The 19404-nt window shown below is 59.0% G+C and carries 16 protein-coding genes; 4 read left to right on the top strand and 12 right to left on the bottom strand.

Annotated elements, in window-relative coordinates; genetic code table 11:
• Positions 1–9: 9 nt before the first annotated feature.
• The 10 genes from glpK to HNQ72_RS19360 all read right to left on the bottom strand — a co-directional run bounded on the left by glpK (position 10) and on the right by HNQ72_RS19360 (position 10613).
• Positions 10–1506 (bottom strand): glycerol kinase GlpK, encoded by a 1497-nt coding sequence (gene glpK, locus HNQ72_RS19405; protein WP_183994375.1) that lies wholly within the window; start codon positions 1504–1506, stop codon positions 10–12.
• 86 nt (positions 1507–1592) lie between these two features.
• Positions 1593–3314: an ABC transporter substrate-binding protein gene (locus tag HNQ72_RS19400; protein ID WP_183994373.1), complete on the bottom strand. Its 1722-nt coding sequence runs from the start codon at positions 3312–3314 to the stop codon at positions 1593–1595.
• An 83-nt stretch (positions 3315–3397) separates the two neighbouring features.
• Complete coding sequence (locus tag HNQ72_RS19395; RefSeq protein ID WP_183994371.1) at positions 3398–3679, bottom strand: DUF2160 domain-containing protein; 282 nt, start codon at positions 3677–3679, stop codon at positions 3398–3400.
• 16 nt (positions 3680–3695) lie between these two features.
• On the bottom strand, positions 3696–4514 hold the full coding sequence (locus tag HNQ72_RS19390) for a carbohydrate ABC transporter permease (RefSeq protein WP_183994369.1): 819 nt from the start codon (positions 4512–4514) through the stop codon (positions 3696–3698).
• A gap of 12 nt (positions 4515–4526) precedes the next feature.
• Positions 4527–5396: a carbohydrate ABC transporter permease gene (locus HNQ72_RS19385; protein ID WP_183994367.1), complete on the bottom strand. Its 870-nt coding sequence runs from the start codon at positions 5394–5396 to the stop codon at positions 4527–4529.
• A gap of 3 nt (positions 5397–5399) precedes the next feature.
• A complete protein-coding gene (locus tag HNQ72_RS19380) occupies positions 5400–6485 on the bottom strand; it encodes an ABC transporter ATP-binding protein (protein WP_183994365.1) in 1086 nt (361 codons plus the stop codon).
• A gap of 10 nt (positions 6486–6495) precedes the next feature.
• Positions 6496–7578: an ABC transporter ATP-binding protein gene (locus tag HNQ72_RS19375; protein WP_183994364.1), complete on the bottom strand. Its 1083-nt coding sequence runs from the start codon at positions 7576–7578 to the stop codon at positions 6496–6498.
• A gap of 52 nt (positions 7579–7630) precedes the next feature.
• The gene (gene glpD / locus HNQ72_RS19370; protein WP_183994362.1) at positions 7631–9142 is read right to left on the bottom strand and encodes a glycerol-3-phosphate dehydrogenase; all 1512 of its coding nucleotides are present in this window, start codon (positions 9140–9142) and stop codon (positions 7631–7633) included.
• 128 nt (positions 9143–9270) lie between these two features.
• Complete coding sequence (locus tag HNQ72_RS19365; RefSeq protein ID WP_183994360.1) at positions 9271–10032, bottom strand: DeoR/GlpR family DNA-binding transcription regulator; 762 nt, start codon at positions 10030–10032, stop codon at positions 9271–9273.
• Between the two features lie 104 nt (positions 10033–10136).
• A complete protein-coding gene (locus HNQ72_RS19360) occupies positions 10137–10613 on the bottom strand; it encodes an Lrp/AsnC family transcriptional regulator (protein ID WP_280518275.1) in 477 nt (158 codons plus the stop codon).
• Positions 10614–10758: 145 nt separating this feature from the next.
• On the opposite strand from HNQ72_RS19360, the gene putA reads away from it, so the two are divergent.
• Positions 10759–14445 carry a trifunctional transcriptional regulator/proline dehydrogenase/L-glutamate gamma-semialdehyde dehydrogenase gene (gene putA, locus HNQ72_RS19355; protein WP_183994357.1) on the top strand — a complete coding sequence of 1229 codons (3687 nt, stop codon included), beginning with the start codon at positions 10759–10761 and terminating at the stop codon, positions 14443–14445.
• 56 nt (positions 14446–14501) lie between these two features.
• On the opposite strand, the gene HNQ72_RS19350 is transcribed toward putA, so the two are convergent.
• Positions 14502–15458, bottom strand: coding sequence for a GntR family transcriptional regulator (locus tag HNQ72_RS19350; protein WP_183994355.1), 957 nt, complete (start codon positions 15456–15458; stop codon positions 14502–14504).
• Positions 15459–15481: 23 nt separating this feature from the next.
• Entirely contained in the window at positions 15482–17032 is a 1551-nt protein-coding gene (locus tag HNQ72_RS19345) for a UxaA family hydrolase (protein ID WP_183994353.1), read from the bottom strand.
• Between the two features lie 175 nt (positions 17033–17207).
• Between HNQ72_RS19345 and HNQ72_RS19340 the strand changes: the two genes are divergently transcribed.
• From HNQ72_RS19340 to HNQ72_RS19330, 3 genes are read left to right on the top strand one after another with little or no spacing between them, the layout of a single operon-like run.
• Positions 17208–17882 (top strand): amino acid ABC transporter permease, encoded by a 675-nt coding sequence (locus tag HNQ72_RS19340; RefSeq protein ID WP_308422354.1) that lies wholly within the window; start codon positions 17208–17210, stop codon positions 17880–17882.
• A gap of 46 nt (positions 17883–17928) precedes the next feature.
• Positions 17929–18579, top strand: coding sequence for an amino acid ABC transporter permease (locus tag HNQ72_RS19335; RefSeq protein WP_183994349.1), 651 nt, complete (start codon positions 17929–17931; stop codon positions 18577–18579).
• Positions 18580–18590: 11 nt separating this feature from the next.
• Positions 18591–19358 (top strand): amino acid ABC transporter ATP-binding protein, encoded by a 768-nt coding sequence (locus HNQ72_RS19330; RefSeq protein WP_210319655.1) that lies wholly within the window; start codon positions 18591–18593, stop codon positions 19356–19358.
• Positions 19359–19404 lie beyond the last annotated feature (46 nt).

Genomic DNA, 19404 nt, shown 5'->3' with positions numbered 1-19404 from the left:
CCTATAGCGTCAGGCGCGTCGGGTGAGGCAGCGCGAGACGCTATCCTGCCATCCTGCGATCGCTGTCTTCCGTTCGTCGTCAGCCATTTCAGGTTCAAAACGCGTGTCACGTTTCCAATGCGCGGAAAACCCTTTTGCATCGGGCCAGACGCCGGCGCGGGAACCTGCAAGCCATGCAGCGCCGAGCGCTGTCGTCTCCAGGAGTTCCGGCCGGTCAACGGGTGCAGCGAGGATGTCGGAAAGGCGTTGCATCGTCCAGTTGGAGGCAACCATGCCGCCATCGACGCGCAGCACCGTCGTTGCGCCGTGGCCTTGCCAATCCTTCTTCATCGCTTCGAGAAGGTCGTGGGTCTGGAAGGCGACGCTTTCCAGCGCCGCGCGGGCAAATTCCGCCGGGCCGCTGCTGCGGGTAAGTCCGAAGATCGCGCCACGGGCCTCCGCATCCCAATAGGGTGCGCCCAGCCCGGTGAAAGCCGGCACCATGTAGAGTCGCTGTTTCGGATCAGCCTGTCGTGCCAACGCGCCGACTTCCGAAGCCACCTTGATGAAACCGAGCTCATCGCGCAGCCATTGCACTGCGGCGCCGGCGATAAAAATCGAGCCTTCCAGCGCATAAGTCGTGACGCCATCGAGGCGATAGGCGATGGTGGTCAGGAGCCGGTTGGAGGATGTGACACGGTCTGTGCCGGTGTTAAGAAGCGCGAAGCAGCCAGTTCCGTAAGTGGATTTCAGCATGCCGGGCTCGAAGCAGGCATTGCCGATGACGGCGGCCTGCTGATCGCCGGCAACGCCGAGGATCGGTATTTCAGCGCCGAACATCGATTTGTCCGCTACGCCGAAATCGGCTGCGCAGTCCTTGACCTCCGGTAGCATCGCGCGCGGAATGTCAAGAATCCCGAGTAACTCGTCATCCCAGTCATTTTCGCCGATATTATAGATCAGCGTACGCGAGGCATTCGTGGCATCGGTGACATGCGCCTTGCCGGCGGTGAGTTTGTAGATCAGCCAGCTGTCAACCGTGCCGAAGCAGACTTCGCCAACTTCAGCGCGGGCACGGAGACCCTCGACATTGGAAAGCAGCCAAGAAAGCTTTGTCCCGGAAAAATAGGGATCGAGCAGAAGGCCGGTCTTTTCCGTGAAGGCGGCTTCAAGCGCCCTACCCTTCAATTCCTCGCAAAGTCCAGATGTGCGGCGGTCCTGCCAGACGATCGCCGGATGCAATGGCTTGCCGGTCTTGCGGTCCCAGACGACAACGGTTTCGCGCTGATTGGTGATGCCGATCGCCGCGATATCGGCGGCCGAGGTTCCAGCCTTCTCGATTGCCGAGCGGGCCGTTGCCAGCACGCTTTGCCAGATTTCTTCCGGGTCATGCTCGACCCAGCCGGAGGCCGGAAAGAACTGAGTGAATTCCTGCTGGCCGAACCCCTTGATCGCCATGTCGCCATCGAAAACGATTGCCCGGCTCGATGTCGTTCCCTGGTCGATCGCAAGGATATAACCACCCATATGTCTTCATCTCCTCAATGCTTTCCGATGGTTCGCCGGGGCGCGATGGCACGCCCCGGCGCTTTTTCATATAGCCTTTGCGGCGATTATTTCTGCCAGCTCTTCACCAATTCGTCGTAGTTGACGGTAATCGGCTTTTCCTTCTCGTTCTCGATCTTCAGCTGCGGCGCAAGGTTGCCCTTGGAAACCGCATCCTTGTTCCAGTATTCGAGATCGTGCTCTTCGGCGAGCTTCGGCCCCATCTCGCCCTGAACGCCTGCGCGTTCCAGGCGCTGCAGCACCTTTTCCTGCTCGGCGCACAACGAGTCCATCGCCGCCTGCGCAGTCTTGGCACCCGAAGACGCGTCACCGATCGCCTGCCACCACAGCTGTGCCAGCTTGGGATAGTCCGGGATGTTCGTACCGGTCGGCGACCACTGGACGCGGGCGGGCGAGCGATAGAACTCGATCAGGCCACCGAGTTTCGGTGCACGATCGGTGAAGGACTTGTGGTTGATCGACGAGTCGCGAATGAGCGTCAGGCCGACATGGCTCTTCTTCACATCCACGGTCTTCGACACGACGAACTGTGCATAAAGCCACGCCGCCTTGGCGCGATCGTCTGGGGTGGATTTCAGCAACGTCCAGGAGCCGACGTCCTGATAACCGAGCTTCATCCCGTCCTTCCAATAGACGCCATGCGGCGACGGTGCGAAACGCCATTTCGGCGTGCCGTCGTCATTCACCACCGGCAAGCCCTTCTTGACGAAGTCCGCCGTAAAGGCCGTGTAGGTGAACATCTGCTGAGCGACTTCACCCTGCCCCGGAACCGGACCGGATTCGGAGAAGGTCATGCCGTTGGCGGCAGCCGGTGCATAGGCCTTCATCCAGTCCAGGTATTTTTGGATGGAATAGACCGCGGCCGGGCCGTTGGTATCACCACCGCGGGCGACGCAGGAGCCGACCGGCTGTGATTTTTCGTTAACCTTGATACCCCATTCATCGACCGGAAGACCGTTCGGTAGGCCCTTGTCGCCGTTGCCCGCCATGGAAAGCCATGCATCGGTGAAGCGCCAGCCAAGCGATGGGTCCTTCTTGCCATAGTCCATATGGCCATAGACCTTCTTGCCGTTCACCTCGCGGCCGGTGAAGAATTCGGCGATATCCTCATAGGCCGACCAGTTGACCGGCACACCGAGGTCATAACCATACTTGGCTTTGAAATCGGCCTTGTTCTTTTCGTCATTGAACCAGTCGTAGCGGAACCAGTAGAGGTTGGCGAACTGCTGGTCGGGCAGCTGGTAGAGATCGCCATCCGGTGCGGTGGTGAATTTGAGGCCGATGAAGTCCTGAAGGTCGAGGCCGGGATTGGTGACGTCCTTACCTTCGTTCGCCATCCACTTGGTCAGTGAACGGGCCTGCTGGTAACGCCAATGGGTACCGATCAGGTCCGAGTCGTTGACATAGGCATCATAGACGTTTTCGCCCGACTGCATCTGCGTCTGCAGTTTTTCGACCACGTCGCCTTCGCCGATCAGGTCATGAGTGATCTTGATGCCGGTGATGTCACTGAATGCCTTGGCGAGAACCTTGGATTCATATTCGTGCGTGGTGATGGTTTCCGAAACCACCTTGATGTCCATGCCGGCAAAAGGCTTTGCTGCATCGATGAACCACTGCATTTCCTTTTCTTGTTCGGCGCGGGAAAGCGATGACTGATCGCCGATTTCCGCGTCGAGGAATTTCTTGGCTGCCGCCATATCGGCATGGGCCGCCCCCGTCATTGCCAGCAGCATGACTGCCGTCGTCGTCATAAGATGCCGTCGCATATCTAGTCCTCCCGGTTGATGCGATTGCAGTTCACTTAAGTCTTGGCGGCTGGACCTCCTCCCACCGCCCTATTGTCTTGGCCCTAAACGAAACGGAATACGCCGATCGCGTAAACCACCGACAAGGCCAAAGCCCACCACAGGCTGGGGCCTCCAAGACCCAGCCATGCGAGATGAATGAAAGCGGAGCCGAGCAGCGAAACGAACAGGCGGTCGCCCCTTGTCGTCTCGAACCGCAAAATACCGACCCGAGGGCCGCCGCCCGGTGAGAAATATTCCCACACACCCAACGCGGCGATGAGCGCGAAAATGGTGATGAAGAAGATCGCTGTCGGCAGTGTCCAGGCCATCCAGGAAAAGCTCATGATCCCTCTCCCATTCTCAAACGCGGCCGAGGGCAAAGCCCTTGGCGATGTAGTTGCGGACGAAATAGATGACGAGCGCACCCGGAATGATGGTCAATACACCGGCTGCCGCCAGCACGCCCCAGTCCATGCCGGAGGCAGAGACCGTGCGGGTCATGGTCGCCGCGATCGGCTTGGCGTCCGTCGTCGTCAGCGTGCGGGCGATCAGAAGCTCGACCCACGAGAACATGAAGCAGAAGAAGGCGGCGACCCCGATGCCCGACGCAATCAGCGGCATGAAGATCTTCACGAAGAAGCGCGGGAAGGAATAACCGTCAATATAGGCGGTTTCATCGATCTCCTTCGGCACGCCGGACATGAAACCTTCCAGAATCCAGACCGCAAGCGGCACGTTGAACAGGCAATGCGCGATGGCGACCGCGATATGCGTGTCGATCAGACCAAAAGCCGAATAGAGCTGGAAGAAGGGCAGCGCGAAGACGGCAGGCGGCGCCATTCGGTTGGTCAAGAGCCAGAAGAACAGGTGCTTGTCGCCTAAAAACCGGTAGCGCGAGAAAGCATAGGCTGCCGGCAGCGCCACAAGGACGGAGATTACTGTGTTCATCACCACATAGATGATTGAGTTGATATAGCCGTTATACCAAGCTGGATCGGTGAAGATGACGGTGTAGTTTCGAAGGGTCGGATTTGTCGGCCAGAGCGTCAGTTGGCCCAAGATCTCGCTATTGGTCTTGAAGCTCATGTTGACGAGCCAGTAGATCGGCAAAAGCAGAAAGACGATATAGATCACCGGGATCAGGAAGCCGAAACGGGAGCCGCTGCTATTGTTGGTCATGGCGTTTCCCCCTCACTTCTGCTCTGCATCGCTCTGCGTCATCACGGTGTAGAAGACCCATGACAGCAGAAGGATGATCAGGAAGTAGATGATCGACATGGCCGCCGCCGGCCCGAGATCGAACTGGCCGATCGCCATTTTTACGAGATCGATCGACAGGAATGTCGTCGAATTGCCCGGCCCGCCGCCGGTGACGACGAAAGGTTCGGTGTAGATCATGAAACTATCCATGAAGCGCAGAAGCACAGCGATCAGCAAGACCCGCTTCATCTTGGGCAGCTGGATATAACGGAAGACAGACCAGCGCGATGCACCGTCGATACGGGCCGCCTGGTAATAGGCATCCGGGATCGAGACGAGGCCGGCATAGCAGAGCAGCACGACGAGGCTCGTCCAGTGCCAGACATCCATGACAATCACCGTTGCCCAGGCATGCGCCGGGTTCTGTGTGTAATTGTAGGAGATGCCGAGCGAATTGAGGAAATAGCCGAGAAGCCCGATATCGACGCGGCCAAAGACCTGCCAGATCGTGCCGACAACGTTCCACGGGATAAGCAGCGGCAGAGCCATCAGCACGAGGCAGACCGGTACGCCGATGCCATGTTTCGGCATGTTGAGCGCGATCAGTATCCCGAGCGGGACCTCGATGGCGAGGATGACGCCAGAGAAGATCAGGTTGCGCCAGAGCGCATCCCAAAAACGCGGCGAGGTCAGGATTTCGACAAACCAGTCCGTACCCGCCCAGAAGAACTGGTTGTTTCCAAACGTATCCTGAACCGAATAATTGACCACGGTCATCAACGGAATGACGGCAGAAAATGCGACGAGCAGCAGGACCGGCAGAACCAGAAACCAGGCCTTATTATTCCATGTCTTTTCCATGGTTCAGCCCTCCTGGCGTCCGGTTTCGTTCATGGCACGCCAGCTATCGGCAAAAATGCCAATCGCCTGTTTTTCGAATGTCACCTTAGCGTCGGCCGGAATATCATCATCCTCGGGCACTACGATCGAGATCGGCTGGCCGCAGAAAGAGGCGCGGACGATCTTCTGGCGGCCGATATCCTCCACCTTGTTGATGGTGATCGGCATGCCTTCGCGGCCGAGTTTTATGAACTCCGGGCGGATGCCGAGTTCGATACGGCCCTGGCCCTTCAGCACAGGGGCGGCGGAAAGGGCGATACTCTGGTCGCCGATGCGCGCGGTCGCGCCATCGATGGCTACGGACATGATGTTCATGCCCGGAGAGCCGATGAAATAGCCGACAAATGTGTGGCTCGGCCGCTCGAACAGTTCCGCCGGCGTGCCGATCTGTACGATCTGGCCGTCATGCATGACGACGACCTTGTCGGCAAAAGTCAGCGCCTCGGTCTGGTCATGGGTGACATAAACCATGGTGAAGCGCGATTGCCGGTGCAGGCGCTTCAATTGCGAGCGCAACACCCACTTCATATGCGGGTCGATGACGGTCAGCGGCTCGTCAAATAGAATGGCGTTGACGTTTGCACGAACCAGCCCCCGGCCGAGCGAGATCTTCTGCTTCTGGTCCGCCGTCAGCCTCTGCGCTCGGCGTTTTGCCATACCGGCAAGATCGGTCATTTCGAGGATTTCGTTGACGCGTTTTTCGACCTCCGCTTCCGGCACCTTCCGGTTTCTCAGCGGAAAGGCGAGATTGTCGAACACGGTCATCGTGTCGTAGACGACCGGGAACTGGAAGACCTGGGCGATGTTGCGCTCCTCGGTCGAAAGCTGGGTCACGTCCTTGCCGTCGAAAAGGATGCGGCCATCGGATGGCGTCAGCAGGCCGGAAATGATGTTAAGAAGCGTGGTCTTGCCGCATCCGGAAGGGCCAAGCAAGGCATAGGCGCCGCCATCCTCCCATTCGTGATGAACTTCCTTCAGTGCGTAATCGCCGGCGGCCTTGGCCTTTTCGCTATAGGCGTGGCGGATATGTTCGAGCGTGATGCGTGCCATCTCGTTCTCCTCACGCTGCCAGCGGCGCGGCGACGAGCGCCTTGCCGGTCGTCTGGTCGAAGGCCATCAGGTGACGGCTGTCGAGATGCACCTCGATCTGCCGGTCCTGTTCTATGTCGTGGATGCCATGCGCCAGCATCACCCAGCGCCGACCGGCAAAACCGAGATGGATGAAGCTTTCCGAACCTGCAATTTCCGACACCAGCGTGCGGGCCGTGAGCGGTGTCGTGTGGCCGTTCGCGGCATGCAGAAACAGGTGATGCGGCTGGAAGGCAAGCGTCACCGGGCCATCCGGGATAGAAGCCAGATGTGCCGGAACAGGGATGACCGGCTCGCCCTCGATGAGGAAGGCATTGCCGGAACGCGTCAATGCAATCGTGTTCAGCGGTGGATCGGCAAAGATTTCAGCGGTAACGAGATCAGCAGGCCGACGATAAACGTCCACTGTCCTGCCGAACTGCGTCACGGCTCCCTCATGCAAAGTCGCAGTATTGCCGCCGAGCAGCAGCGCTTCTGACGGCTCGGTCGTCGCATAGACGAAGATCGCGCCGGACGCGGCAAAGATTTTGGGCAGTTCCTCGCGCAACTCCTCGCGCAGCTTGTAATCGAGGTTGGCCAGCGGTTCGTCGAGCAGAACCAGATTGGCGTTCTTGACGATTGCGCGCGCCAGCGCCGTGCGCTGCTGCTGCCCGCCGGAGAGATTGAGCGGCGTGCGATCAAGGTAAGGCGTCAGCTTCAGAAGCTCGGCGGTCTTCTTCACCTCGCGGTCGATCGTGGCTTGATCCTTGCCGGCAATCCGCATCGGTGAGGCGATGTTTTCATAAACGGAAAGCGCCGGGTAATTGATGAATTGCTGGTATACCATCGCGACATTGCGCTTCTGCACTGGCATGCCGGTCACGTCAGCGCCATCGAAATGGATTGACCCTTCCGTTGGCTTGTCGAGCCCCGCCATCAGCCGCATAAGCGACGTTTTGCCGGCAAGCGTCGGCCCAAGCAGGACGTTCAGCGTTCCCCGCTTTAATGTCAGGTCGGTCGGGCGAATGTGATAATCGCCCGCCACCGTCTTCGACACGTTGCGCAATTCCAGCATATATACCTCGGGCCTCCCAACCCTCTGGTACCAAGCGGTGATGCCTCGGGCTTTATGCCGCCCTGCGCGCTCCCGCCATGTACTCCTCCAGTCCCACTGCCTCTTCGGCGGTCAGGAACAATCCCTGTTTGGTGCGGCGCCACAGCACATCTTCAGCCGTTTGCGCCCATTCCCTTTCGATCAGCCAGCGGACTTCCGCCTCGTAAAGCGTCCCGCCGAAATGCCGCCCAAGCTCCTCCAATACCGTAGCGTCTCCCAATATCGCCTTGGCATCCGTGCCGTAACATTTGATCAGGCGCGAAGCCTGCCGTTCGGTCAGGAATGGATAGGCCAAAATCAGCCGGCGCTCCTGCTCCCTCGCCCCTGTCACCGGAAAATCACCGCCGGGCAGGTGGCTTTTTCCCGTCCACGGACCACCCTTCGCGCCGATCGCCTCGCCAATCTTTTCCAGCGCATGTTCCGACAGCCGTCGATAGGTAGTCAACTTGCCGCCGAAGACGTTGAGCAGCGGCGCACCATCGGCCGCGTCCACCTTCAGAACGTAGTCGCGGGTCGCTTCCTGCGCCTTCGAAGCACCATCGTCGTAAAGCGGGCGAACAGCCGAATAGGTCCAGACGATGTCATCACCCGTCACGGGTTCGGCGAAATATTCGCTCGCCGCATTGCAGAGATATTCGATTTCCTCCGGACTGATCTTAACGTCCTTCGGATCACCGGGAAAATCACGATCCGTCGTTCCGATCAGGGTGAAATCGGTCTCGTAAGGAATGGCGAAAAAGATGCGGTTATCCGGGTTCTGGAAGAAATAGGCTCTTTTGTCCTCGAACTTCTTGCGCACGATGATATGGCTGCCCTGCACGAGCCGGACATTGTGAACGTTGTTGCGACCGATAGCGCCGGACAGAACATGGTCGACCCAAGGGCCGCCGGCATTGACGACCATGCGCGCCCGGTAGCCGGTCGTCACGCCCGACACCTCGTTGCGCACCTCGATCTGCCACAGTCCATTTTCGCGACGCGCGGAAACCACCCTGGCTCTATTGAGGATCGTCGCACCCTTCGCTGCCGCATCGCGAGCGTTCAGCACCACCATGCGGGCGTCATCCACCCAGCCATCGGAATATTCGAAGGCCTTGCCGAAAACCGGTTTTAGCGGCTCGCCGGCCGGATCAGTTCTCAGATCAAGCGTCTTCGTCGCCGGCAAAAGCTTGCGACCGCCAAGATTGTCGTAAAGAAACAGGCCGAGGCGGATCAGCCAGGCCGGACGCACGCCGCCCTTCTGGTAGGGCAGCACGAAACGGAGCGGCCAGATGACGTGCGGGGCCATGGCCCACAGCACTTCTCGCTCCATCAATGCTTCCCGTACCAAACGGAATTCGTAATGCTCGAGATAACGCAACCCGCCATGGATCAGCTTGGTGGCGCCGGAAGACGTGCCGGAGGCGAAATCGTTCATTTCTGCAAGCGCGACGGAATATCCCCTGCCCGCAGCATCGCGCGCGATGCCGCATCCGTTGATGCCGCCGCCAATCACGAAGAGATCGAAAACCGTATCGCCTGACATTGTCTACCGCTGGCCCCACTCACTTTCGCATTGCACAAAATTATGCATTTGCGAAACTAAAGCCAGTCTAAAATGAAAGAAAAACGAATGTCAAATGAAGATTGACGGAACGCAAAAATTGGGCGGGATTAATGCGTCTCGATCAATCGGACGTCGCTTTCCGCACAGATTTTCCGGATTTCCGGGGATGGACAACGGTCAGTAATGAAAGTGTGCACCTGCGAAACATGGCCCATGCGAACCGGTGCGGTGCGCTCGAATTTCGAAGCGTCTGATACGAGGATAACATGTCGGGCATTGGCGATGATCGCCTGTGCCACCTTTACCTCGCGAAAGTCGAAATCGAGCAACGCCCCATCTGCGTCGATGGCCGACACACCGATCACGGCATAATCCACCTTGAACTGCCGGATGAAATCGACAGCAGCCTCGCCCACGATACCACCATCCGCCCCTCGTACAACGCCACCGGCAATAATGACCTCGATCGAGGGAAACACACGTAACCGGTTGGCTACATTGATATTATTAGTGATAACCATCAATTCGCGATGATCAACAAGCGCTTCGCCGACCGCCTCCGTCGTGGTGCCTATATTGATGAAAAGCGAAGAATTATCGGGGATGATCTCGGCAGCAGCTCTGCCGATCGCCTGTTTCTCGACCGCAGCCATCGAGCGACGCGCCTCGTATTTGACATTCTCATTGCCACTCGGAAAGACCGCTCCGCCATGGATGCGATTCAGCGCCTTACTGTCGCAGAGATCATTCAGGTCTTTCCGGATCGTCTGCGGGGTGACCTGGAAATGCGCGGCCAGATCCTCCACCAGCACCTTACCCTGCTCCTTGGCGATCGCGAGAATCTCTTCCTGCCGGCTGGTCAGATGCATGGTGTTTCCACGGCCCCCTCGATTTTCGTTTTGCCATCACATTAGGACAAAACGAAACCGTGAACAATATGGGCTGGAAAGTGCGCGTTGATAGTACAGGTTCGCTATTCCGGCGAAGCCATGAGCTGCGGGCTGTCTTCTTTGACCGTTTGCATTACCACGTTCGTGGATGTGTTCGCCACGAAGGGAAGGGTTGAAATTTTCTCACCCAGCACGATCCTATATCGCCTGATATCTCTGGTACGGACCTTCAGGAGATAATCGAAGCGGCCGGCGATCATGTGGCAGCCTTCGATCTCCCTGATCTTGCGAGCTGCATCGTTGAAGCTCTTCAAAGCCTCTTCCCGCGTGTCGCTGAGTTTGACTTCAACGAAGGCAATGTGGTCGAGACCGAGTTTTTGCGAACTGAGGATCGCTCTAAAACCTTCAATGTAACCTTCGTCGATCAACCGGCGCAGACGCAATTGGCAGGGCGTTTTGGATAGACCGATGCGGCTGGCGAGTTCGGTGATTGACAGGCGTCCATCGGACGAAAGCTCCTGCATGATCTTTTTGTCGAATTGGTCTAATTCACTAGCCACGATGCCACTTCCTAATTTTTTGCCTTAAACTAGCTTGGTATTTAGGAACAAGGAATAGAAAAAGTCCGAAAACTGGGCAACTTGAAAATTTCGGTTATGTTATCTTCCGCGACTTGTTGAACTCCTCCGACAACCGGGAACCGCTATGACGAACCCTTCTTCCATCGACAACAATACCGACGCATTCCCGGCATTTGAAAACTTTGCGCCCGCCCTGCGCGAACAGAGCGATTTGCGCCGCGCCATCACCGCGGCCTACCGCAAGCCGGAGGGCGAAAGCGTTGCTGAGCTTCTGGTGGAGGCAACGTTGCCGGAAGAAACCCGTCGTCAAATACGCGAGACGGCAAGCCAGCTGATCAAGGCACTCCGCGCAAAGCACAAGGGTACCGGCGTGGAGGGCCTGGTGCATGAATATTCGCTGTCGAGCCAGGAGGGCGTAGCCCTCATGTGCCTGGCAGAAGCACTGCTTCGTATTCCCGACACAGCAACCCGCGACGCGCTAATCCGCGACAAGATTTCAGATGGCGATTGGAAATCCCATGTCGGCGGTGGCCGTTCGCTTTTCGTCAATGCTGCAACCTGGGGCCTCGTCGTCACCGGCAAGCTCACCAACACGGTTGATGGTCGCAGCCTTTCGGCCGCTCTCACTCGCCTTATCGCTCGCTGTGGCGAACCGGTCATACGCCGTGGTGTCGATATGGCGATGAGGATGATGGGCGAGCAGTTCGTCACCGGTGAAACAATTGCCGAAGCGCTGAAGCGTGCACGCCCGCTGGAAGAGCGCGGTTTTCGCTACTCCTATGACATGCTGGGCGAGGCCGCGACGACAGCGGCAGATGCCGAGCGCTACTACAAGGATTACGAAACGGCGATCAACGCCATCGGCTTGGCTTCTGCCGGTCGCGGGATCTATGACGGCCCCGGGATTTCCATCAAGCTGTCGGCACTGCACCCGCGCTACGTCCGCGCCCAAGCCGACCGCGTCATGGGCGAGTTGCTGCCGAAGGTAAAGGCTCTCGCGGCGTTGGCGAAGAAATACGATATTGGCCTCAACATCGATGCCGAGGAGGCCGACCGCCTCGAACTGTCACTCGACCTGTTGCAGAGCCTTTGCGAAGAACCCGATCTTGCCGGTTGGGAGGGCATGGGCTTCGTGGTCCAGGCCTATGGCAAGCGTTGCCCGGCCGTGCTCGACTTCATCATCGATCTCGCCCGCCGCAACAACCGCCGCATCATGGTTCGTCTCGTCAAGGGCGCCTATTGGGATGCGGAAATCAAACGTGCTCAGGTGGACGGGCTGGAGGATTTTCCGGTCTTTACGCGCAAGGTCCATACCGATGTTTCCTACATTGCCTGCGCCCGCAAACTGTTGGCGGCGACCGACGCAGTCTTCCCGCAATTTGCAACCCATAATGCGCAGACCTTGGCGACGATCTATCATATCGCCGGGCCGGAATTCAAAAGCGGCAAATACGAATTCCAGTGCCTGCATGGAATGGGGGAGCCGCTCTATGACGAAGTTGTCGGCACAAGCAAACTCGGCCGCCCCGCACGTGTCTACGCTCCCGTCGGCACGCATGAAACATTGCTCGCCTATTTGGTTCGACGCCTCTTGGAAAACGGCGCCAACTCCTCCTTCGTCAACCGCATCGGCGACAAGAACGTTTCGGTAGATGAACTGGTGATCGACCCAGTCGATGTGGTTCGTGGCATGGCTGAGATTGGCGCCCGTCACGATCAGATCGCTCTTCCCCACGATCTTTATGGAGCCCGGCTAAATTCCACCGGGCTGGATCTCTCAAATGAAACGACGCTTGCGGAACTCTCCACATCGCTGAAGAGCTCGTCCACACGTGAATGGACTTCCGCTTCAACTTTGGAAAATGCCGGGGCCAGCCGTCCGGTGCTCAACCCTGGCGACCGGCGTGATGTTGTCGGCACGGTCACCGAGATTTCGGAAGCCGGCGTCAAGAAGGCCATGACAATCGCCACGACTGCAGCCGCAGGCTGGGCCGCCACGGCTCCCGCAGACCGTGCTACCTGCCTGGAGCGCGCAGCCGATATCATGCAGGCTCAAATGCCGGATCTGCTCGGCCTCATCATGCGCGAAGCCGGCAAATCCATGCCCAACGCAATTGCGGAAGTACGCGAGGCAATCGATTTCCTGCGTTATTATGCCGAACAGGCACGCCGCACACTCGGCCCCGGACATCGCCCACTCGGCCCGGTCGTCTGCATCAGCCCATGGAACTTTCCGCTGGCGATCTTCACCGGCCAGATTGCCGCAGCGCTGGTCGCCGGCAATCCGGTTCTGGCGAAGCCCGCGGAAGAAACCCCGCTCATCGCCGCACAGGGCATCCGAATTCTGCACGAGGCCGGCATTCCGGCCGATGCCCTGCAATTGCTTCCGGGCGACGGCCGCATCGGTGCCGCCCTCGTCGCCGCGCAGCAAACCTGCGGCGTTATGTTTACCGGCTCGACCGAAGTCGCCCGTCTCATCCAGGCCGAGCTTGCCGGACGTTTGCTGCCGAACGGCAAGCCGATCCCGCTGATCGCGGAAACCGGCGGCCAGAACGCCATGATCGTCGATTCTTCGGCGCTTGCCGAACAGGTCGTCTTCGATGTCATCGCGTCCGCCTTCGACAGCGCCGGCCAGCGCTGCTCGGCCCTGCGTGTCCTCTGCCTACAGGAAGATGTCGCTGATCGTATCCTCAAGATGCTCAAGGGCGCATTGAAGGAACTCACCATCGGCCGCACCGACACACTGAAGATCGATATCGGTCCGGTGATTACCGATGAAGCCAAGGGCAATATCGAAAAGCATATCGACAGCATGCGGACGCTCGGCCGCAAGGTCGAGCAATTGCCGCTTGGCCCCGAAACCGAAAATGGCACCTTCGTCGCCCCCACCATCATCGAGATCACCTCGCTCAAGGATTTGCAGCGCGAGGTCTTCGGCCCTGTCCTGCATGTGGTGCGCTACAAGCGCGACGATCTGGAACGACTGATCGAGGATATCAACGGCACCGGCTACGGCCTGACCTTCGGCCTGCATACCCGTCTCGACGAGACGATCGCGCAAGTGACCGGCCTCATCCGGGTCGGCAATATCTATGTCAACCGCAATGTCATCGGAGCCGTCGTCGGCGTCCAGCCATTTGGTGGCCGCGGCCTGTCCGGCACCGGCCCCAAAGCCGGCGGCCCGCTTTATCTCGGCCGCCTGGTCGACAAGGCTCCGGTTCCGCCGCGCCACAGCTCGGTCCACACGGATCCGGCGCTGACGGATTTCGCCCGCTGGCTCGGCCAGCGCGGTCGCAATCGCCTAGCGCAGGATGCCCGCGAGACCGGCGCAGTTTCGGCGCTCGGTCTTCAGACCGATCTGGCAGGACCTGTCGGCGAGCGCAATATCTACGCGCTGCATCCGCGAGGCCGCATCCTGCTCGTTCCGCAGACGGAAGTAGGCCTCTATCGTCAGCTCACCGCCGCCCTCGCAACCGGCAATGAAGTGGCAATCGATGCCGCCTCTAACCTCGCGACCTCCCTTGCCGATCTGCCGGCGAGCGTTGCTGCCCGGATCTGCTGGAGCAAGGAATGGGCCGAGGATGCGCCTTTCGCGGGCTCCCTCATCGAGGGAGACGGTGACCGCCTGGTCGAGATCACGAAGAAGATTGCCGCCCTGCCGGGACCAATCGTCCTCGTTCAGGCCGCCTCGACGGAAGAGCTTGGTGCGGATGCCGAAGCTTATTGCCTGAACTGGCTGCTGGAAGAAGTCTCCACCTCAATCAACACCACGGCCGCCGGTGGCAATGCCAGCCTTATGGCTATCGGCTGATCGAGAGTCTTCCAAAATATCAACACCCGGCTTTCGGGCCGGGTGTAACGATCGCCTTACCAGATGTATTCGACATCCGGCGTCGTTTTGGTTTCAAGATATTCCGTCAGGCGTTCGATGATCTGGCCGCAGGAAAGATCGAGATGCTCGCGAAGCCGTTCGGCGGCATCGCCACCTCTCCCCTCAAGCATGAACGAGATGATTTCCGTATGGTCATGCATGAAGGTTTCGATCGTAGGGTTGTCCGATAACGTGACCTGCAGATATTTGCCGCAGATATAGGTTGGTGCTGCGCGGGAAAGCGCCTCGATGATTTCCTGGTTTGGGCAATATCCGAGGCATCGCTGGTGAAGGTCGTTCTCCAGCCCGTCGAGATCGACGATATCGAGAGCGGGCGAAACCGCGATCGCCTCGGCAAGCCGGCCCCGCATGGCTTCAAGCTCATCGGAGGGAATACGAGGCGTCGCAGCTTCGAGAGCGACAGGCTCAAGAATCCGGCGCAGGTCGTAGAGATTACGGCAACGCTCGACATCAAGCCCGACGATATGCCAGTGGCCACCATTACCGCGCGCGACGATGCCAAGCTTGTTGGCCCGGAAGATCAGGTCGCGCGCCAGCGTCCTGCCGATATTGAAATGCCGGGCAAGCGCCAGTTCGTTGACCCTCAGATGCCCGGACATGGAATGCAGGATCAGCTCGCGCTCTATCCTGAAATAAAGCTCGTCATGCGCACTCTGATTGGCATCTCCATCGCCCAGCGTCAGGTGATCTGCAGTCAGAGTGAACCGGAAGGGTTCGCTGTCGTTTCCGACGACGAAACCCTGTCCGTCATGGGGGCGCACGCTGCCTTGCGCCTCCAGTATTTCGAAAGCCTGCTTTACCGGAGAGCGGCTCGACCCGAAGATCTTGGCGACTTCGGCGATCTTGATGATTGCGCCGGTGGCGATCCGCTCGTCACGGATCGCCCCATCGAGATGTTCGGCTATGCGTCGATAGGCCGGCTGTCGCTCCAAGTTTCTCTCCGATACGTCTGGCGTCAGGTGATCGCGCCGAGCTGCCAGGGCACGAATTCGTTATTGCCGTAGTCATAGATTTCGCTGAGCGTCTTTTGCCCCGATGCGACCGCGATCAGCGTCTCGAAAATCCGTTCGCCGGCTTCCTCAATGCTTTCGCGCCCATTGACGATATCGCCGCAATTGACGTCCATGTCCTCGCTCATGTGTTCGAACATTTCCGTATTGGTTGCAACCTTGATCGTCGGCACCGGCTTGAAACCGGAGACGGAACCGCGACCGGTGGTGAAGATCAGCATGTTGCAGCCACCGGCAATCTGGCCGGTCACGGCAACCGGGTCGTAACCGGGCGTATCCATGAAGACGAAACCGGTTTCGTCAATGATCTCCGCATATTCATAGACCGCCTGCATCGGCATCGAACCGCCCTTGGCGACCGCGCCGAGGGACTTTTCCAGGATCGTCGTCAGACCGCCTGCCTTGTTGCCATGCGATGGATTGTTGTTGAGTTCGGCGCCATGACGAGCGGTGTAGTCACCCCACCATTCGATCCGGTCCATCAGCTTCTGCGCAACTTCCGGCTTTACCGCCCGCATGGTCAGTAGATGCTCCGCGCCGTAGATTTCCGGGGTCTCGCTCAAGACCGCCGTGCCACCGTGCTTGACGAGCAGATCGGATGCGTGGCCGAGCGCCGGATTGGCGGAAATGCCGGAATATCCGTCCGAACCACCGCATTGCAGCGCAAGCTTCAGCTTGGAAAGCGGCTGGGTCGTCCGTTCCTGCCCTTTCAGCGCGTCGAGCATTTCGACGATGATCGCAGACGCCACCTCGACCGTCTTGCGGGTGCCGCCAAGCTGCTGGATCGTCATGGTCCTGAGGAACTGGCTTTCCTCCAGGCCGTATTTCTCCTGGATCAGCGAAATCTGGTTCACTTCGCAACCGAGGCCGATCATCAGGATGCCGGCGAAATTCGGGTTGCGGGCATAACCGCTCAACGTCCGGATCAGATATTCGTAGCCTTCGGTGCCGGTACCGATCGCGCAACCCTGCCCGTGTGTCAGAGCAACCACGCCATCGATATTCTCGTAGCCGTTCAGACCACCTCCACGATTGAAATGGTCGGCGATCGCATGGGACACCGTGGCGGAACAGTTCACCGAAGAAATGATGCCGATATAGTTACGGGTGCCGACCTGGCCATCCGGCCGCAAATAACCTTCGAAGGTGCGGCGTTCCGCTTCCGGCACGAAATCGATCACCGGCACATGTGACGAGAAATGATGCGTCACGTCGCTGTCCTGCATGGCGATGTTCTGCAGATGAACATGGTCTCCCGGCGCGATATCGCAGCTGGCGATACCGATCGTCTGCCCGTATTTCGTCGCCGCCTCGCCCTTGGCGATCGACCGGATCGCGATCTTGTGACCCCGCGGAATGACCGCTGCCGCCACGATCCCGTTGACACCCGATGCCTCTCCCACCGCGATCTCGCGGCGCGCAACCGCAACATTATCCAATGAATTCAAGAGAATGGCGGCTGGAATGTTCGAGCCGGCCTGGACATCAATTTTCATCTCATCCTCCTAAAGAAAGAAATTGACTTTGTCGACAAAAGTCATTTCACTGACACTATCGAACTGTCAAGGAAAATAATCGGAGCAGGATTTCCGGTTTCGCGTCGTCGAGGAGGGCGACACGAAACATGCTGCAGCCGACCTGATGGTGAGGAGGAGGAACAGCTTGGACTATGTGTTCGATTTCAGCTTTCTCGAGAGCTTTCGATCCGAAATCATCAACGGCGTGCGCCTGACCGTCATGCTCACGGTGGTCTCGATCCTGCCGGGTTTTGCGCTCGGCACGGCCTGCGCCGTCGGACGGCTTTACGGCCCGCGCTGGCTGCAGACCGCGATTACCATCTATATCGAGGCGATCCGCAATACGCCGCTGATCATCCAGGTCTTCTGGCTGTTTTTCGGCCTGACCGTGCTCGGCGCCCGCATCGGGCCTTTCAATGCGGCGGTCATTGCGCTGGTCATCAATACCGGGGCCTATTCGGCGGAGATCATGCGCGCCGGCTTTCAGGCCATCCCCAAAGGGCAGCTGGAAGCCGCGAACTGTCTTGCCATGACGCGCCGCCAGATCTTCTGGAACATCCAGCTGCCACAGGCCGCCGAACTGGTCTATCCGGCTCTGGTCAGCCAGTTCATCCTGATGATGCTCGCCACCTCGATCATGTCGCAAATCTCGGTCGAGGAACTGACCGGCGTCGGTTATCAGGTCCAGTCCATCACCTTCCGCGGCTTCGACGTCTATCTGGTGATCGCTGTGCTCTATCTCGCGCTCGCCACCATGCTGAGGCTCTGTCTGCACGGCGCGGCCCAGCTCGCCTTCACCCGCCTGCGCAAGCTGAGGACGCCGCTATGAGCCACTGTCCCACCTGCATTTCCCCGCAGCTGAAAGGAGACCGCCCATGCTTGGTGTGAGCCTCGATCAATACGGCTTTCTGGTTCAGGGCGCCTTCTGGACCGTCGTTCTCTCGCTGATGGGCTTTGTCGGCGGCACCATTGTCGGCCTGCCGGTTGCACTCGCCCGCATATCAGGCGGCTGGTTCCTCTGTCGCGCCTCAAGCCTCTATGTGCAGTTCGTGCAGGGCATTCCCTTGCCGGTCATCATGTTCGTCGTCTATTTCGGCGTCAGCATCTACGGTTTCGATGTTAATGCACTGGTTGCGGCGGCAATCGCCATGACGCTCTATTCCAGCGCCTATCTGGGCGAAATCTGGAAAGGCTGCATTCAGGCGGTGCCGAAAACCCAGTGGGAAGCCGGCGAATGCCTGGCGCTCACCAACCTGCAGCGTTTCATCTACATCATCCTGCCGCAGGCACTGCGCATTGCCGTGCCGCCGACGGTCGGTTTCCTGGTGCAGATCGTCAAGAACACATCCTATTCGGTTGTGATCGGTTTCTTCGATCTCACCTACTCGGCCAAGATCCTGAACAATGCCACGTTCAAGCCCTTCGTCATCTTCACCGCCGCGGCGCTGATCTATTTCGCCATCTGCTTCCCGCTGTCGCGCTATGCCCGCCGGTTTGAGCTGCGCCTTCACAGGAGACACGCATGACCGTCATTTCGATGAATTCCGTCCACACCCCGGCCGCCCCGCAAGATGGCGTCCAGCCGATGGTCTCCTTCCGCGATGTCCGCAAAAGCTTCGGCGCGCTGGAAGTCCTGAAGGGCATCGATCTCGACGTCATGCCCGGCCAGGTCGCGGCGCTGATCGGCCGAAGCGGATCGGGCAAGAGCACGGCGCTGCGCTGTATCAACGGGCTGGAAAAGATCAATGGCGGCGAACTGACCGTCTGTGGCCGCAACCTCCGCGCCCGCGACTTCGAATTACGGGAACTGCGCAAGGAAGTCGGCATCGTCTTCCAGAGCTACAATCTCTTTCCGCATCTGACGGTGGAACAGAACGTCACGCTCGCACCGAGAAAGGTGAACGGCCTCGATGCTTCCGAAAGCCGCGCCTTGGCGGCCGAAGTGCTGGAACAGGTCGGATTGTCCGACAAGGCATCAAGCTATCCCGAACAGCTCTCCGGCGGCCAGCAGCAACGCGTGGCGATCGCCCGTTCGCTTGCGATGCGACCAAAGCTGATGCTGTTCGATGAGGTGACGTCGGCGCTCGATCCGGAACTGACCGGCGAGGTGCTGCGCGTCATCGGCAAGCTTGCCGCCGGCGGCATGACAATGGTGCTCGTCACTCACGAAATGGCCTTTGCCCGGCAGGTCGCGGATCTCGTCGTCTACATGCATCAGGGCCGCGTCTGGGAGGCAGGCAAGGGCACGATGCTCGACGATCCGCAAACCGTCGAACTGAGGCAGTTCGTCGGCAGCGGTCTTTAACGGATCGGGATTGATTTTGCCGCCGTCATGGGACGGCGGATGGAGG

Origin of the sequence: Aliirhizobium wenxiniae (assembly GCF_014201355.1) — a bacterium.
In the GTDB taxonomy this organism is placed as follows: domain Bacteria; phylum Pseudomonadota; class Alphaproteobacteria; order Rhizobiales; family Rhizobiaceae; genus Neorhizobium; species Neorhizobium wenxiniae.
Note: the sequence above shows the minus strand (reverse complement) of the source record. Positions and strands in the feature narration are given on the sequence as shown.

Coding starts and splice junctions, on each gene's coding strand:
- glpK (WP_183994375.1), bottom strand. CDS start 1,506: ATGGGTGGTTATATCCTTGCGATCGACCAGGGAACGACATCGAGCCGG.
- HNQ72_RS19400 (WP_183994373.1), bottom strand. CDS start 3,314: ATGCGACGGCATCTTATGACGACGACGGCAGTCATGCTGCTGGCAATG.
- HNQ72_RS19395 (WP_183994371.1), bottom strand. CDS start 3,679: ATGAGCTTTTCCTGGATGGCCTGGACACTGCCGACAGCGATCTTCTTC.
- HNQ72_RS19390 (WP_183994369.1), bottom strand. CDS start 4,514: ATGACCAACAATAGCAGCGGCTCCCGTTTCGGCTTCCTGATCCCGGTG.
- HNQ72_RS19385 (WP_183994367.1), bottom strand. CDS start 5,396: ATGGAAAAGACATGGAATAATAAGGCCTGGTTTCTGGTTCTGCCGGTC.
- HNQ72_RS19380 (WP_183994365.1), bottom strand. CDS start 6,485: ATGGCACGCATCACGCTCGAACATATCCGCCACGCCTATAGCGAAAAG.
- HNQ72_RS19375 (WP_183994364.1), bottom strand. CDS start 7,578: ATGCTGGAATTGCGCAACGTGTCGAAGACGGTGGCGGGCGATTATCAC.
- glpD (WP_183994362.1), bottom strand. CDS start 9,142: ATGTCAGGCGATACGGTTTTCGATCTCTTCGTGATTGGCGGCGGCATC.
- HNQ72_RS19365 (WP_183994360.1), bottom strand. CDS start 10,032: ATGCATCTGACCAGCCGGCAGGAAGAGATTCTCGCGATCGCCAAGGAG.
- putA (WP_183994357.1), top strand. CDS start 10,759: ATGACGAACCCTTCTTCCATCGACAACAATACCGACGCATTCCCGGCA.
- HNQ72_RS19345 (WP_183994353.1), bottom strand. CDS start 17,032: ATGAAAATTGATGTCCAGGCCGGCTCGAACATTCCAGCCGCCATTCTC.
- HNQ72_RS19335 (WP_183994349.1), top strand. CDS start 17,929: ATGCTTGGTGTGAGCCTCGATCAATACGGCTTTCTGGTTCAGGGCGCC.
- HNQ72_RS19330 (WP_210319655.1), top strand. CDS start 18,591: ATGAATTCCGTCCACACCCCGGCCGCCCCGCAAGATGGCGTCCAGCCG.